At 62.6% G+C, this 15,516-nt stretch carries 12 protein-coding genes; 3 read left to right on the plus strand and 9 right to left on the minus strand.

Going from position 1 to position 15,516, the window contains the following annotated elements:
• Positions 1-74: 74 nt before the first annotated feature.
• From ACZ6YA_RS06470 to arcD (ACZ6YA_RS06480), 3 genes are all read right to left on the minus strand, one after another.
• Positions 75-1,085, minus strand: coding sequence for an ornithine carbamoyltransferase (locus ACZ6YA_RS06470; RefSeq protein ID WP_465896311.1), 1,011 nt, complete (start codon positions 1,083-1,085; stop codon positions 75-77).
• Between the two features lie 68 nt (positions 1,086-1,153).
• Positions 1,154-2,407, minus strand: a complete 1,254-nt coding sequence (arcA, locus tag ACZ6YA_RS06475) for an arginine deiminase (protein ID WP_465896312.1) — start codon at positions 2,405-2,407, stop codon at positions 1,154-1,156.
• Between the two features lie 33 nt (positions 2,408-2,440).
• Positions 2,441-3,868, minus strand: coding sequence for an arginine-ornithine antiporter (gene arcD / locus ACZ6YA_RS06480; protein ID WP_465896313.1), 1,428 nt, complete (start codon positions 3,866-3,868; stop codon positions 2,441-2,443).
• 440 nt (positions 3,869-4,308) lie between these two features.
• Between arcD (ACZ6YA_RS06480) and arcD (ACZ6YA_RS06485) the strand changes: the two genes are divergently transcribed.
• Positions 4,309-5,736 (plus strand): arginine-ornithine antiporter, encoded by a 1,428-nt coding sequence (gene arcD, locus ACZ6YA_RS06485; protein WP_465896314.1) that lies wholly within the window; start codon positions 4,309-4,311, stop codon positions 5,734-5,736.
• Here arcD (ACZ6YA_RS06485) and ACZ6YA_RS06490 read toward each other — a convergent pair.
• The 6 genes from ACZ6YA_RS06490 to gap form a co-directional block, all read right to left on the minus strand.
• The gene (locus ACZ6YA_RS06490; protein WP_465896315.1) at positions 5,716-6,129 is read right to left on the minus strand and encodes a YbaN family protein; all 414 of its coding nucleotides are present in this window, start codon (positions 6,127-6,129) and stop codon (positions 5,716-5,718) included. The two genes, arcD (ACZ6YA_RS06485) and ACZ6YA_RS06490, sit on opposite strands and share 21 nt — an antisense overlap.
• A gap of 54 nt (positions 6,130-6,183) precedes the next feature.
• Positions 6,184-6,777, minus strand: coding sequence for a biliverdin-producing heme oxygenase (locus ACZ6YA_RS06495; protein WP_465896316.1), 594 nt, complete (start codon positions 6,775-6,777; stop codon positions 6,184-6,186).
• A 208-nt stretch (positions 6,778-6,985) separates the two neighbouring features.
• On the minus strand, positions 6,986-9,571 hold the full coding sequence (locus tag ACZ6YA_RS06500) for a TonB-dependent receptor (RefSeq protein WP_465896317.1): 2,586 nt from the start codon (positions 9,569-9,571) through the stop codon (positions 6,986-6,988).
• 126 nt (positions 9,572-9,697) lie between these two features.
• The gene (locus ACZ6YA_RS06505; protein ID WP_465896318.1) at positions 9,698-10,660 is read right to left on the minus strand and encodes a FecR family protein; all 963 of its coding nucleotides are present in this window, start codon (positions 10,658-10,660) and stop codon (positions 9,698-9,700) included.
• Between the two features lie 90 nt (positions 10,661-10,750).
• The gene (locus ACZ6YA_RS06510; protein ID WP_465896319.1) at positions 10,751-11,263 is read right to left on the minus strand and encodes an RNA polymerase sigma factor; all 513 of its coding nucleotides are present in this window, start codon (positions 11,261-11,263) and stop codon (positions 10,751-10,753) included.
• Positions 11,264-11,408: 145 nt separating this feature from the next.
• Positions 11,409-12,410 (minus strand): type I glyceraldehyde-3-phosphate dehydrogenase, encoded by a 1,002-nt coding sequence (gene gap / locus ACZ6YA_RS06515; RefSeq protein WP_465896320.1) that lies wholly within the window; start codon positions 12,408-12,410, stop codon positions 11,409-11,411.
• A 263-nt stretch (positions 12,411-12,673) separates the two neighbouring features.
• On the opposite strand from gap, the gene edd reads away from it, so the two are divergent.
• Positions 12,674-14,500 (plus strand): phosphogluconate dehydratase, encoded by a 1,827-nt coding sequence (gene edd, locus ACZ6YA_RS06520; RefSeq protein ID WP_465896321.1) that lies wholly within the window; start codon positions 12,674-12,676, stop codon positions 14,498-14,500.
• A complete protein-coding gene (locus tag ACZ6YA_RS06525; RefSeq protein ID WP_465896322.1) occupies positions 14,497-15,456 on the plus strand; it encodes a glucokinase in 960 nt (319 codons plus the stop codon). The genes edd and ACZ6YA_RS06525 overlap by 4 nt, the downstream gene beginning before the upstream one ends.
• Positions 15,457-15,516 lie beyond the last annotated feature (60 nt).

Genomic DNA, 15,516 nt, shown 5'->3' on the forward strand with positions numbered 1-15,516 from the left:
GCTCGGGCAACGAGGGTGTTGCGGCTGGCCTATTCGCGGGGCAAGCCCGCTCCCACAGGGTGTAAGTGAGGCCGTTACAGATCAGCCAGGGTCGATACCAGGATCGCCTTGATGGTGTGCATGCGGTTTTCCGCCTGCTCGAAGGCGATGCAGGCCGGCGACTCGAATACCTCGTCGGTCACTTCGATGCCGTTGGCCATGTCCGGGTATTGCTCGGCAATCTGCTTGCCGACCTTGGTCTCGGAGTTGTGGAAGGCCGGCAGGCAGTGCATGAACTTGGAACGCGGGTTGCCGGTGGCCTTCATCAGCTCGGCATTCACCTGGTAAGGCTTGAGCAGCTTGATGCGCTCGCCCCAGGCTTCGATTGGCTCACCCATCGACACCCAGACGTCGGTGTGCACGAAGTCGACGCCCTTGACTGCGGCTTTCGGGTCCTCGGTGAGGGTGATGCGCGCGCCGCTTTCCTCGGCGTACTTCTGGCAGCGTTCTACCAGGTCGTCATGCGGCCACAGCGCTTTGGGCGCAGCGATGCGTACGTCCATGCCGAGCTTGGCACCGATCAGCAGCAGCGAGTTGCCCATGTTGTTGCGGGCGTCGCCCAGGTAGGCGTAGCTGATGTCATGCAGCGGCTTGTCGCTGTGCTCGCGCATGGTCAGCACGTCGGCGATCATCTGGGTCGGGTGGTATTCGTCGGTCAGGCCGTTGAACACTGGAACACCGGCGAACTTGGCCAGTTCTTCGACAATCTCCTGCTTGAAACCGCGGTACTCGATGGCATCGTACATGCGCCCGAGCACGCGGGCGGTGTCCTTCATGCTCTCTTTGTGGCCGATCTGCGAGGAGTTGGGGTCGATGTAGGTGACGTTGGCGCCCTGGTCATAGGCGGCCACTTCGAAGGCGCAGCGGGTGCGGGTCGAGGTTTTCTCGAAGATCAGGGCAATGTTGTTGCCTTTCAGGTGTTGCTGCTCGGTGCCGGTGTACTTGGCGCGCTTGAGGTCGCGAGACAGGTCCAGCAGATACCTCAGCTCGCGGGTGGTGTGGTGTTCGAGGCTGAGCAGGTTGCGGTTGTGGATGTTGAACGCCATGGTGATTCTCCTTGAATTCGGTAATCGGCCCGGCCGCCGCCTTGTGGGGGCGGCCGGGGGAATGGTCGTTAGTAGTCGATTGGGTCGCGGATGATTGGGCAGGTCATGCAGTGGCCGCCGCCACGGCCGCGGCCTAGCTCGCCGGCGCTGATGGTGATGACCTCAATGCCGGCCTTGCGCAGCAGGGTGTTGGTGTAGGTGTTGCGGTCGTAGCCGATGACCACGCCAGGTTCCACCGCCACCACGTTGTTGCCGTCATCCCACTGTTCGCGCTCGGCGGCGAAGCTGTTGCCGCCGGTTTCGACCACACGCAGCTTCACACCCAGTTGTTCGCCGACCACTTCGATGAACGATTTGTTGATGCGGCGAACATCCATGCCATAAGGCTTGCTTTCGTCAGGACGGATGATGAACGGCACGATTTCCTTCACCACTTCAGGGAAGACCGTGACCAGGTCGCGGTCGCAGAAGCTGAAGACCGTGTCCAGGTGCATGGCCGCGCGGGACTTCGGCAGCCCGGCGACGATGACTTCCTTCACCGCACCCTTGGCGAACAGGTTCTGCGCCAGTTGGCCGATGGCCTGGCGCGAGGTGCGCTCGCCCATGCCGATGAGGACGATGCCTTTGCCGATCGGCATCACGTCACCGCCTTCAAGGGTGGCATTGCCATGCTCTTTATCCGGGTCGCCGTACCAGACCTGGAAGTCGGCGTCGGTGAACTCCTTGTGGAACTTGTAGATGGCCGTGGTCAACAGGGTTTCCTGGCGTCGCGCCGGCCAGTACATCGGGTTCAGGGTGACGCCGCCATAGATCCAGCAGGTGGTGTCACGGGTGAACTGGGTGTTGGGCAGCGGCGGCAGGATGAAGCTTGAGTGGCCGAGATAGTCGTTGTACATCTTGACCACATCGGCGCCTTCACTTTGCGGCAGGTCCTGGCCGGCAACACCGCCGATGAGGAACTCGGCCAGGTGGCGAGGCTCCAGGCCTTCGAGCCAGCTGCGCACTTCGTTGGTCAGGCCGACACCGACGGTGTCAGGGGTGATCTTGCGGTCGAGGATCCACTTCAGTGCTTCAGGCTGCTGCACGATGTCGGTCAGCAGGTTGTGCATCTCCAGCACATCCACGCCGCGCTCGCGCATCTTGGTGACGAAGTCGAAATGGTCACGCTTGGCCTGGTCCACCCAGATCACGTCATCGAACAGCAACTCATCGCAGTTGCTCGGCGTCAGGCGCTTGTGCGCCAGGCCCGGGGAGCAGACCATCACTTTGCGCAGCTTGCCGGCTTCGGAATGGACACCGTACTTCTGTTTTTCAGTGGACATTATTCAATCCTCCATTGAGTGCAAAGGCGTGGTTCACAGGGTCAGGAAGCCGTCGTACAGACCATAGGCCGCCACCAGGGCGCCGATGACCACGGCTGCGAAGATCAGTTTTTCCACGTTGGTAAAGATCGGTTGGCCAATTTCATGCTTGGCCTTGGCGAACAGGATCACGCCAGGGGCGTACAGCAGGGCCGAGAGCAGCAGGTATTTCATGCCGCCGGCGTACAGCAGCCAGATGGCGTACACCAAAGCGATGGCGCCGATGAACAGGTCCTTGCTACGTTCGCCAGCGGCGTTCTCGTAGGTTTCACCGCGCAGCGCCAGCAGGAAGCCGTAGCCCGCCGACCACAGGTAAGGCACCAGGATCATCGAGGTGGCGAGGTAGATCAGCGACAGGTAGGTACTGGCGGAGAACAGCGTGATCACCAGGAAGATCTGCACCATGGCGTTGGTCAGCCACAGGGCGTTGGCCGGCACCTGGTTGGCATTCTCGCGGCGCAGGAACTCTGGCATGGTGTGGTCCTTGGCCGCGGCGAACATGATCTCGGCGCACAGCAGCACCCAGGACAGCAGTGCACCCAGCAGCGAGATGATCAGGCCAACGCTGATCAACACCGCGCCCCAGTGGCCGACCACATGTTCAAGCACGGCGGCCATCGATGGGTTCTGCAGCTTGGCCAACTCTGGTTGAGTCATGATGCCCAGCGACAGCACATTCACCAGCACCAGGAACAGCAGCACGGTAATGAAGCCGATCACCGTGGCCTTACCGACATCGGAGCGTTTTTCCGCACGGGAGGAGAAGATGCTCGCGCCCTCGATGCCGATGAATACCCAGACGGTGACCAGCATCATGTTGCGCACCTGGTTCATGACGCTGCCCAGTTCCGGCGTGCCGGTGGCCCAGATATCGGCGGTGAAGATGTCGAGCCTGAAGGCAAACAGGCAGATCAGCGCGAACAGCACCAGCGGCACGACCTTGGCCACGGTGGTGACCAGGTTGATGAACGCCGCTTCCTTGATGCCGCGCAGCACCAGGAAGTGCACCGCCCACAGCAGGATCGACGCGCCGATGATGGCGGCCGGGGTGTTGCCTTCACCGAACATCGGGAAGAAATAGCCGAGCGTGCTGAACAGCAACACGAAGTAACCGACGTTGCCCAGCCAGGCACTGATCCAGTAACCCCAGGCTGACGAGAAGCCCATGTAGTCGCCGAAGCCGGCCTTGGCGTAGGCGTATACACCGCCGTCCAGGTCAGGCTTGCGGTTGGCCAGGGTCTGGAACACGAATGCCAGTGTCAGCATGCCGACGGCAGTGATTGCCCAGCCGATCAGCACAGCACCGACGCCCGCGCTGGCCGCCATGTTTTGTGGAAGAGAGAAGATGCCGCCGCCAATCATCGAACCAACGACGAGGGCAACTAATGCACCAAGTTTTAGTTTTCCAGAGGAATCAGACATTTAACAACTCCGTACCAGGAGAAAGTTGACAACAGAATAAATCCGCCGCCCGAGCCATGACCTGACTTGGATCAGTGCATGGCAAGTGAAGTAAGAAATTTCCTTCACATGACTCCTGGAGAGTGCCGACAGCTCTGCTGCAGGCCACGTGCGCTGGCACCTCCATGTACATCCAGAGCAAACGCTCTGTTCAACCTGCGAGCTTAGAAGCTAGTCGGTTTTGAGGTTTTCGCAAATATTTCTCAACAAATGCCATAGTTAAAATGTTTCGTTAAAGTTGCCCGGCGGACATGCGTTTTTGTCAGCAGGCCGGTATAGACAAGGGAGTTATGAGTGCTATAGCTTTAATAGCTTTGCTCCTTATAACTGACCGTTTTTTTTTGTATGCACTTGAAGCTGTTTCAGGCGTGTGACATCACGCAAAAACGATGGGGATTTACATGAGCGAACCGGGACAGAAACTGCGCCTCGGCGCGTTGATCGCACTGGTGGTCGGTTCGATGATCGGCGGCGGGATCTTCTCGTTGCCCCAGAACATGGCGGCTCGCGCCGATGTTGGGGCGGTCTTGATTGGATGGGGCATCACCGCAGTGGGCATGCTGGCGCTGGCCTTCGTGTTCCAGACCCTGGCCAACCGCAAGCCGGAGCTGGACTCAGGGGTGTACGCCTATGCCAAGGCCGGCTTTGGCGACTACATGGGCTTCTCGTCGGCCTGGGGCTACTGGATCAGCGCCTGGTTGGGCAACGTCGGTTACTTCGTGCTGTTGTTCAGTACCCTGGGGTTCTACTTTCCCGTGTTCGGTGAAGGCAATACGCCGATCGCCATCGGCTGTGCCTCACTGCTGCTGTGGGCGGTGCATTTTCTGGTGCTGCGTGGCATCAAGGAAGCGGCGTTCATCAACCAGGTGACCACGGTGGCCAAGGTGGTGCCGTTGCTGATCTTCATCGTCATCGCCGCGTTTGCCTTCCGTGCCGACATCTTCACCCGCGATATCTGGGGGCTGAGCAACCCGCAGTTCGGCAATGTGCTGGACCAGGTGCGCAACATGATGCTGGTCACCGTGTTCGTGTTCATCGGCATCGAAGGTGCCAGCGTCTATTCGGGCCGGGCGCAGCGCCGCTCGGATGTCGGCAAGGCCACGGTCATCGGCTTTCTCGGCGTACTGGCGCTGCTGGTGCTGGTCAACGTGCTGTCGCTGGGGGTGATGACCCAGCCGGAACTTGCCGGGTTGCAGAACCCGTCGCTGGCGTCGGTGCTTGAGCATATCGTCGGCCCGTGGGGAGCTTTGCTGATCAGTATCGGCCTGGCGATCTCGCTGCTCGGTGCGCTGCTGTCGTGGGCGCTGCTGTGCGCCGAAATCCTATTCGCCACGGCGCGGGACAAGACCATGCCGCGCTTCCTCGCCAAGGAAAACGCCAACCACGTGCCGGCCAACGCGCTGTGGCTGACCAATTGCATGATCCAGGGGTTCCTGCTGATCACGCTGTTCTCGGCAGGCACCTACACCAGCCTGATCTACCTGGCGTCGTCGATGATCCTGGTGCCATACCTGTGGTCGGCTGCCTATGCAGTGCTGCTGGCGTTGCGGGGTGAGAGTTATGGCGGGCAAGAGGGGCTGCGGCGCAAGGACCTGCTGGTGGCGGCGGTGGCGCTGTTGTATGCGGTGTGGTTGCTGTATGCCGGCGGGCTCAAGTACTTGCTGCTGTCGGCCCTGCTCTATGCGCCTGGGGTGATCCTGTTTGTCCGGGCCAAGCGCGAGCAAGGGCAGGCGCTGTTCACCACCTGGGAAAAACTGATTTTCGCGGCGGTGCTGCTGGGTGCTGCGCTGGCAGCCTACGGGCTGTATTCAGGGGTGCTGAGCCTGTGACGCCGGCGCGCAAGGGTGCTCTGGCCGGGACCAGATCCACAGGTTGCCCAGGGTCATGCCAGCGATGGCCAGGAACACCGGCCAGTGATGGTCGAGGAAGGTCAGCATCGCGCCGGCGCACACCAGCATGCTGATGGTTGCGCTGACCTTGGCCCGGCGCTGTATCACCTTGCCATTGCGCCAGTTGAACAGGATGGGCCCGAACAGCCGATGGTTCTCCAGCCACGCCGACAGGCGCGGTGAGCTGCGGGTCGCAGCCCAGGCAGCCAGGAGGATGAATTCGGTGGTTGGCAGGCCGGGGATGACGATGGCGACCAGGCCAATGCCCAAGCTCACGTAAGCCAGGATGCCATACAGCAGGCGCGCTAGTTTCGATCGGGCAGGTTGGGTCATGGTCTCACTACGAAAAACGGTCCGGCCACCGGAAAGGTGGCCGGGTAAAGCGTATCAGGCCAGCGCGCGGTCTGCAGCGTAGGCATGCTTGAGCAGTTCGGTGAAGCGCTCGAAGGCGGCAACAGCGCCACGCTCGGCGGCAGCGTCCTGCTCGGCGGTCAATTCCAGCCCATCGAGAATGCGGGTGAACTGCTTCCAACCTTCGGCGCGGCCACCGACAGGCTCGCCCAGGTGACGGGCACCGAAGCTGTCGGACAGTTCCAGCGCAACGGCACGCTTGATCAGAAACGCAGCGCCCAGTTTGGAGCCTTCGGAGACGAAGATCCAGCCCAAAGCCTCGGCCAGGTTAGGGTTCTGCAGTGCGCCAGCGACGGCGGCCGGCACCTCGGTATCGAGGTCGGCGAGGTCCAGGCGGGCCTGTTCGGCGCGGCAGCGTTCGGCGAGGTCCGGGACGATGGCGATCAGTTGCGGGTCGTTGTACAGCGCCTGCAGTTCGGACTGGAACAGGTACTGGGCGACGACGAAACGGGCGAAGCTTTCGCGGCTGTCGAACGGCGCGTGGGATTTGACCAGGGCGTCGAGTTCGGTGTGCGGGGCGTGGGTGACCTGGTTGAGGCGTTGCGAGCGCAGGGCTGGGCGGTCGGTCATGGGGTGTCCTTGGAAAATGAGGGCGTCTAGTGACAAGACGAAGCAGCGGGGGCGGGAGAGTAAAAAAAGCTGGGTATTTGTGTTGAATGTTCCGGCCTCTTCGCGGGCAAGCCCGCTCCCACAAGGACCGCACTGAGCCTGAGGGCAGCAGGTTACCTGTGGGAGCGGGCTTGCCCGCGAAGAGGCCGAAACTGACTATGCGTTCAGATCAGATATCCCAAACCACATTGATGGCAAAATTGCGCCCCGGCATGGTCAAGCGGTCGAGGTTGGCCGGTTGGGTCACACCCGCTTCACCCTGGCCGTCGTAGCCGCGTACCGAATCCCACTGCCAGTACTTCTTGTCGGTCAGGTTGTACAGGCCAGCGTTGACCGTCACATCGTCGGTCACCTTGTAGAAGCCGCTCAGGTCCAGCACACCGTAGCCCGGGGAGCGGAACTGCGAGCTCTGGCCGTCGGGGGCGAAGAAGGTGGTGTCGTCGACGCGGGTCTTGCGCTTGACCAGGGTCCAGCTCAGCAAGCCGCCGTAGTTCGGCTGTTCGTAACCCAGGCCGAACACGCCAGTCAGCGGGTTGACGCTGTTCAACGGCTGGCCGTTGTCATCGTTGCGGCCATGGGCGTAAGCAATCGAACCTTGGGTATACAGGCCCTCTGGCGCACCGAAGTGGTCGAGGTTGAGACGGCCCTTGACCTCGGCGCCCTTGATGGTGGCGTGCTTGATGTTGTTGGCCTGGAAGGTGGTTTCCAGGTTGGCCGATTGCACGGCATCTTCATCGATGAAGTCGCGATACTTGTTGTAGAACACGGCGGCACTGAAGTTACCGGCATCGAAGTTGCCGCGCAGGCCGGTCTCGTAGCTCTTGCTTTTCTCCGGCTCAAGACCCGGGTTGCCCTGCACCACATAACCCTCAGCCTGGTTCTCGAAGCGGCCGTACATCGACTTGGCGGTCGGCGTGCGGAAGCCTTCGGCGTACTGGCCGTACCAGGTGTAGTTGTCGTTGAACGCGTAGGTCAGGCCGAATTTGGGCGACACGCGGTGCCACTTCTTGTCCGAATCGTCGAGGCTGCCTGGGGCTGCGCCCGAGCCCTGGATGCCGCGCAGGAATTCGTCGGTGAATTTCGGCTCCATGCGCGTGTAGTCGTAGCGGGCCCCTGGCAGGAAGGTCCAGTTGTTCCAGCGGATTTCATCCTGCACGAACAGGCTGTAGGTGTTGACGGTCGGGTCCGGGAAATCGCTGACCAAGGCCTGGGCGTCGCTGGCGCTGACCTGGCCGATGGCGCGGCATGTGCCGCCGACCGCCAGGCAGGTGCCGGTGCCGCTGCGCGAGCCGGTGACCTTCTCGTGCTTGAGGGTGGTGCCGTAGGTCAGCAGGTGGTCGGTAGCGCCGATGCTGAAGGCCTTGTCCAGCTGGGCGTCGAAGACCCACTGGCGGTCCTTGTAGGTGGTGTCGCGGGTACGAAAGACCGTGCGGCTGAACGGGAAGTAGACTTCTTCGGTGTGCTGGTCGGTCTTGGCGATCTGGTAGTTGAGGCTCCACTTGACGTGGTCGGCCACCAGCGAATCCAGGCCGAATTCGTGGTTGATGCCGAAGCGCTCGCGGGTCACGGTGTCGTTACCGGTGCGGCTACGGTACATGCCCATGCCGGCGCCGTTGCTGAACGGCCCACCCACGGCGCTGAGAATGTTCTGGTCGCGGTCATCCTTGTAGCGCTCGTAGGTGAAACCCAGGCGCGCGTCGTCGGCGTAGTTCCAGCCGAGCTTGGCCAGCACATTGGTGGTACGCACGTCTTCGGGGTTGGCTTCGGTGCGCGACAGGCCGGTGCCGCCATGCTCGCCGTAGGATTCGGTTTCGTGGCCGTTGCGCTGGCTCACGTGCAACAGGCCATCGAAGTCGCCCTGCCGGCCAGCCACGGTGGCGGAGGTCAGCCAACTGTCGTCAGCCGAGCTGTAGCCGGTCTTCAAGCGGGCACCGACGTCTTTACCGGGCTTGATGATGTCGTCCGGGTCGAGGGTGAAGTAGCTCACCGCACCGCCGATGGCGTTGCTGCCGTACAACACCGAGGCCGGGCCACGCAGGATTTCGACGCGTTTGACGATCTCGGGGTCGACGTAATTACGCTGGGTCTGGGCATACGGGCCGTAGAAAAAGCTGTCGGGGATCGACACGCCGTCGATCTGGGTCAGGATGCGCTCACCGTCGATGCCGCGAATGTTGTAGCCGTTCAGGCCGCTGCGCTGGCCAGTGCCGCCAACCGATACACCCGGCTCGTAACGCACCAGTTCCTGGATGTTGCTGACGTTCTGTCGGTCCAGTTCTTCGCGGGTATGCACGCTGACGGTGCTCGGCACCTGGCTGACATCCTGGGCGCTGCGGGTGGCGCTGACGGTCATCTGCTGCAGGGCAATGGCATTGCCTGCCGACTGGCGTTCGAGCACCACATTGCCATTGCCGATCTTGCGATAGCCCAGGCCAGTGCCTTGCAGCAGCTGCTTCAAGGCCGCTTCAGGGGGCAGCGAGCCGCGCACTCCGGGCGAAGCCACGCCATCGGCCAGTTCGGCGCTGAAGCCGACCTGCCAACCCGTCACCTGGCTGAAGGCATTGATCGCCTCAACCAGAGGTTGCTGAGCGATGCTGAAGCGGTAATCGCCCATGCGCGGGCTGCTCGCCTGGGCCGGCTCCACGGCCAGCGCCGGCAGGCTGCAGGCACCGCTGGCGAGAAGCGCCAGGGTCAGCAGAGACAGTTGGCCGGTACGGCGGGGAAGGGTGGACGGGCGAGTAAGACCTGTGGACATCGAAAGCGCTCCCTGACGCGCGAACTGTTATAGGTGATGACCGTTCTTGTTTTCAAACAAGAATCAGTTGCATTGGCTATAACGAGACGGGCGGGGCAGCGCGATCGCGTAAAAATAATTGTCAGGTCAGTTGATGATGACCACGGATGGGTATTCGTGCAGTTGCGCCGAGGTGATGTGGGCCAGGGCGCGCAAGGTCTCCAGCGGCTGGTCGAGGCGATAGTTGCCGGTCACCGCCATGTCGTCGAGGTGGGCATTGCGGTTGATGATCCAGCCCGGGTAGTAGCGCCGAACTTCGGCCAGCACCTGGCTCAATGGGCAGTTCTCGAACACCAGGCGGCCGTCGATCCAGGCGAGGTCTTTGTGCATGTCTGGGCGCTGGCGCTGGCCGAAGCCCTGCGGGCCGACGCTGATGCTGTCACCGGCGCTAAGGCGAATACGCTGGTCGCTGGCGGCCTGCAGGTCGACATCGCCGCGCTGCACGCGCACCTGCGCCTCGCCATCGAGGTAGCGCACGGCAAAGTCGGTGTCGCGCACCTGCGCCCGCAGTGGGCCGGCCTGAACTTCCAATGGCCGTTGGGCGCCGCTGGGTACTTCAAAGTACGCCTCGCCTTGCAGCAGGCGCGCCACCTGGCGACCTTCGCGCAGGTCACTGGCGAACGCCGAGTTGGTGTTGAGCAGCACCTTGGCTCCGTCATCGAGCTGCAGGCGTTGGCGCTCACCCACCACCGTCAGGTGATCGGCCTGCAGGCGCATCGGCAGGTTGCCCACGGTGAACAACCCCACCAGCAGCACGGCGGCGGTTGCCAGGGGCTTCCAGTGGCTACGCAGGCGCCCGCGCACGGAACGGCGCCGGCCTTGGTGCATTTGCGTAGCGGCCTGGCGCAGCGGCGCGCCGTTCCATAACGCCTCGGCTTCGACGTAGGCCTCGGCGTTTTCCGGTGCGGCGCTGAGCCACTGCTCGAAGGCCAGGGTGTCGGCTTCAGTCGCGCACTGCAGGCGTACCAGCCAGTCCAGCGCCTCGTCCAACGCACGGGCGCGGGCGTGAGGCCCGGCAGTCGGCGGGCGAGGGGCGGGGCTGTCGGTCACGGTGAATCCTTGAAATGATTTTCCCGAATGATCACGGCTATGGCGCAGCGTGGCAAGCGCTTCGCCGCATTCGGCTGGCCAGCGGTCGTCTCACTTGAGGCGATCGGCGACACCCATGCAGATGGCCATGATCAGTTTCAGTTCCTTCTGCACCGTGCTGGCCGAGACGTCCAGTTGCTCGGCGATCTCCAGGTAGCTCGCGCCATGCAGGCGGCTGAGGATGAAAATACGCTGCTGGCGGTCAGTCAGCTGGTTGAGGCTGACGCTCAGGTGCTTGAGCAGTTGTTCGGCGTGGGCGGCATCCTCGCTGCTGCTAAGTGGCGCAGCGACGTTGTGCAGGATTTCGTCGGGCACATCGTCGACCAGCATGCGCGATTGCACCCGGCGCGCGCGCAAATGGTCCAGGGCCAGGTTACGGGCAGTCTGGAACACGAAGGGTTCAAGATGCTCGATAGGCCGTTCGCCCAAGGCGCGGGATACCCTCAGGTAGGTTTCCTGCAGCAGGTCCTCGGCGGTGCTGGGGTTACCGACCATGCGCTGCAAAGTGCGCAGCAAGGAAAGCCGCTGGACGAGGAAGATGGAGTTGAACCGGGACTGACTCACGGGGGAACCTGGCCGACGAAAGGTTAATGATAATGCTTATCATCTTGCCTGTTGGTCAAGCCCGGAAGTGTTAGGAAAAGGTAAAGATTGTAGTTCCCTGCCTGCCTTATCGCCGCCGGCATGCCAGCGATAAGGCGAATGCGGATCAGCGGGCGCTGCACAACGCCAGGCAGTTATCCAACATACGGTTAGAGAAGCCCCACTCGTTGTCATACCAGGCCAGCACCTTGAGCATCTTGCCGTTGGCGCGGGTGTGATTGGCATCGAAAATCGACGACAGCGGGTTGTGGTTGAAATCGCACGACACCAGCGGCAGCGCGTTGTAGCCGAGCACTTTGGAATGCTGGCTGGCTTCGAGGAACAGCTGGTTGACCTGCTCGGCCGTGGCTTCGCGCTTGAGATTGACAGTGAGGTCGACCAGCGACACGTTGATCACCGGCACGCGCACCGCCATGCCGGTCAGTTTGCCAGCCAGCTCCGGCAACACCAGGCCCACGGCTTCGGCGGCGCCGGTCTTGCTCGGGATCATCGACTGGGTGGCCGAACGCGCGCGGTATGGGTCGTTGTGGTAGACATCGGTCAGCACCTGGTCGTTGGTGTAGGCATGGATGGTAGTCATCAACCCCTGCTCGATGCCGAACTCGCGGTGCAGCACCTGGGCGATCGGCGCCAGGCAGTTGGTGGTGCAAGAGGCGCTGGAAATGACCTTGTGCGACGCGCGCAGCACGTCATGGTTGACCCCGTACACCACCGTGGCATCGACCCCTTTGCCCGGCGCCGAGATGATCACCTTGCCAGCCCCCGCAGCCAGGTGCGCGGCCGCCTTGGCGCGGTCGGTGAACAGCCCGGTGCACTCGAACACCACGTCGATGGCTTCGGCCTTCCAGGGCAGCTCGGCCGGATTGCGGATGGCGCTGACCGCAATGCGGTCACCATTGACCGTCAGGCTCTCGTGATCGGCTTCGACCGATGCATCGAAAATACCGTGGACGCTGTCGTACTTGAGCAGGTGGGCGTTCATCGCGCTGTCGCCCAGGTCGTTGATGGCGACGACCTGCAGGTCCTGGCGGTAGCCTTGGGTATACAGTGCGCGCAGGACATTGCGTCCGATGCGGCCGAATCCGTTGATGGCGATGCGTAGGGTCATGGCAGTACCTCTGGCAGTCCGAGTGAAACCTGTGGCACAAAGAGCTTCACTGAAACGGTTTTGTTGTTGGAATTACAAGATTATTCACTGAGCGATAGAAAACAAGCCTTTTTACTGGCAGTATTTTGTTTAAATATACAACGAGTGGTCGGGTGAGCCGCCTCCTCGATGCGCAGGGCCCATTACTCTGGAGCCTAGGCCGCAATCGATTGGAGGGGAAATGCCCGGTAAACCGCCCTTACCGTTAGCCTGGAGTTCCGTACATGCACCCGCGCATCCTTGAGGTCACCCAACGGCTGGTTGAACGCAGCCGTGCCACCCGTGAACGCTACCTGCAGCTGATTCGCGGCGCGGCCAGTGACGGACCCATGCGGGCCAGCCTGCAATGCGCCAACTTCGCCCACGGCGTAGCCGGGTGTGGCGCCGACGACAAGCAGAATTTGCGGTTGATGAACGCCGCCAACGTGGCCATCGTCTCGGCTTACAACGACATGCTCTCGGCGCACCAGCCGTATGTGCACTTCCCCGACCAGATCAAGCAAACCCTGCGCGAAGTTGGCTCGGTCGGTCAGTTCGCCGGTGGCGTACCGGCCATGTGCGATGGCGTGACCCAGGGCGAGCCGGGCATGGAGCTGGCCATCGCCAGCCGCGAAGTGATCGCCATGTCCACAGCGGTAGCGCTGTCGCACAACATGTTCGACGCCGCGTTGATGCTCGGCATTTGCGACAAGATTGTGCCCGGCCTGATGATGGGCGCGCTGCGCTTCGGTCACCTGCCGACTATTTTCGTGCCGGGCGGCCCGATGGTTTCCGGTATCTCCAACAAGCAGAAGGCAGACGTGCGCCAGCGTTATGCCGAAGGCAAGGCCAGCCGCGAGGAACTGCTCGATTCGGAGATGAAGTCCTACCACAGCCCGGGCACCTGCACCTTTTATGGCACCGCCAACACCAACCAGCTGGTGATGGAAGTGATGGGCCTGCACCTGCCCGGTGCTTCGTTCGTCAACCCCTACACGCCGCTGCGCGACGCGCTCACCGCCGAGGCCGCGCAGCAAGTCACGCGCATGACCAAGGCCAGTGGCAGCTTCATGCCGCTGGGCGAAATCGTCGATGAAAAGGCGCTGGTCAATTCAATTGTCGCCCTGCATGCCACCGGCGGCTCGACCAACCACACCTTGCACATCCCGGCGATCGCCCAGGCCGCCGGTATCCAGCTGACCTGGCAAGACATGGCCGACCTGTCCGAGGTGGTGCCGACCCTGTCCCACGTCTACCCCAACGGCAAAGCCGATATCAACCACTTCCAGGCGGCCGGTGGCATGGCGTTCCTGATCCGCGAGCTGCTCGACGCCGGCCTGCTCCACGAAGACGTCAATACCGTGGCCGGCCACGGCCTGCGCCGCTACACCCAGGAACCGTTCCTCGACAACGGCAAGCTGGTCTGGCGCGATGGCCCGCAGCACAGCCTGGACGAAGATATCCTGCGCCCGGTGGCGCGCCCCTTCTCGGCCGAAGGTGGCCTGCGGGTGATGGAAGGCAACCTCGGGCGCGGCGTGATGAAGGTGTCCGCAGTCGCCCCCGAACATCAGGTAGTGGAAGCGCCCGCGCGCGTGTTCCAGGACCAGCACTCGCTGGCCGAAGCCTTCAAGGCCGGCGAGCTGGAGTGCGATTTCGTCGCCGTGGTGCGCTTCCAGGGCCCGCGTTGCAATGGCATGCCGGAGCTGCACAAGCTCACGCCGTTCCTCGGCGTGCTGCAAGATCGCGGCTACAAGGTCGCGCTGGTGACCGACGGGCGCATGTCGGGTGCATCGGGCAAGATCCCTGCCGCCATTCACGTTTGTCCTGAAGCCTATGACGGTGGCCCGCTGGCGCGGGTACGCGATGGTGATATCGTGCGGGTCGATGGCGTCGAAGGCACGCTGCGGGTGATGGTGTCGGCCGAGGAACTGGCCAGCCGCGACCTGCCGCCAGCCCCCCAGGGCAATGACCTGGGCTGCGGGCGCGAGCTGTTCGGCTTCATGCGCGTGGCGTTCAGCCCGGCCGAACAGGGCGCGAGCGCCTTCACTTCGGCTCTGGAGAACCTAAAATGAAGGACCTGCTGGTTGGCGACATCGGTGGCACCAATGCCCGTTTTGCGTTGTGGCGTGACAACCAGCTGTACCAGGTGAAGGTGTTCGCCACTGCCGACTACACCAGCCCCGAGCAGGCCATCGAGGCCTACCTGAGCGATCAGGGCATCGCGCGTGGTGGTTTGTCGGCGGTCTGCCTGGCCGTTGCCGGGCCGGTCGACGGCGATGAGTTTCGTTTCACCAACAACCATTGGCGGCTCAGCCGCAGCGCGTTCTGCAAGACCTTGCAGGTCGAGCGGCTGTTGCTGATCAACGACTTCTCGGCCATGGCCCTGGGAATGACCCGCTTGCAACAGGGCGAGTACCACGAAGTCTGCGCCGGCCAGGCCGACCCGCTGCGGCCCGCGCTGGTGATCGGGCCAGGCACCGGCCTTGGCGTCGGCAGCTTGCTGCGTCTTGGTGAGCGCCACTGGCAGGCGCTGCCGGGCGAGGGTGGCCACGTCGACCTGCCGGTGGGCAATGCCCGCGAGGCGGCGATCCATCAGCAGATTCACAGCCAGATCGGCCATGTCAGTGCCGAGACCGTGCTCAGTGGTGGCGGCCTTGTGCGCCTGTATCAGGCCATCTGCGCGCTGGACGGTGATACACCGCGACACAAAACTCCAGCCCAGATCACCGATGCCGCCCTGGGCGGCGAACCACGGGCGTTGGCGGTCATCGAGCAGTTCTGCCGCTTCCTTGGGCGTGTGGCCGGTAACAATGTGCTGACCCTGGGCGCGCGCGGCGGCGTTTATATTGTCGGCGGCGTGATTCCACGGTTCGCCGAACTGTTCCTCGGCAGCGGATTTGCCGCGAGCTTTGCCGACAAGGGCTGCATGAGCGGGTACTTCGCGGGTGTGCCGGTGTGGCTGGTGACAGCGGAATTCTCTGGACTGCTGGGCGCGGGGGTGGCATTACAGCAGACGCTGGATCACTGATGCGTGGCTGGGGCCGCTTTGTAGCCCCGTAGCAGGCACTGAAGACCTGCGATCAAAAAC

The organism is Pseudomonas sp. NPDC090752 (assembly GCF_055584805.1).

Excerpts from the sequence above, each read along its gene's own strand:
- ACZ6YA_RS06470 (WP_465896311.1), bottom strand. The coding sequence starts at position 1,085 with ATGGCGTTCAACATCCACAACCGCAACCTGCTCAGCCTCGAACACCAC.
- arcA (WP_465896312.1), bottom strand. The coding sequence starts at position 2,407 with ATGTCCACTGAAAAACAGAAGTACGGTGTCCATTCCGAAGCCGGCAAG.
- arcD (WP_465896313.1), bottom strand. The coding sequence starts at position 3,868 with ATGTCTGATTCCTCTGGAAAACTAAAACTTGGTGCATTAGTTGCCCTC.
- arcD (WP_465896314.1), top strand. The coding sequence starts at position 4,309 with ATGAGCGAACCGGGACAGAAACTGCGCCTCGGCGCGTTGATCGCACTG.
- ACZ6YA_RS06490 (WP_465896315.1), bottom strand. The coding sequence starts at position 6,129 with ATGACCCAACCTGCCCGATCGAAACTAGCGCGCCTGCTGTATGGCATC.
- ACZ6YA_RS06495 (WP_465896316.1), bottom strand. The coding sequence starts at position 6,777 with ATGACCGACCGCCCAGCCCTGCGCTCGCAACGCCTCAACCAGGTCACC.
- ACZ6YA_RS06500 (WP_465896317.1), bottom strand. The coding sequence starts at position 9,571 with ATGTCCACAGGTCTTACTCGCCCGTCCACCCTTCCCCGCCGTACCGGC.
- gap (WP_465896320.1), bottom strand. The coding sequence starts at position 12,410 with ATGACCCTACGCATCGCCATCAACGGATTCGGCCGCATCGGACGCAAT.
- edd (WP_465896321.1), top strand. The coding sequence starts at position 12,674 with ATGCACCCGCGCATCCTTGAGGTCACCCAACGGCTGGTTGAACGCAGC.
- ACZ6YA_RS06525 (WP_465896322.1), top strand. The coding sequence starts at position 14,497 with ATGAAGGACCTGCTGGTTGGCGACATCGGTGGCACCAATGCCCGTTTT.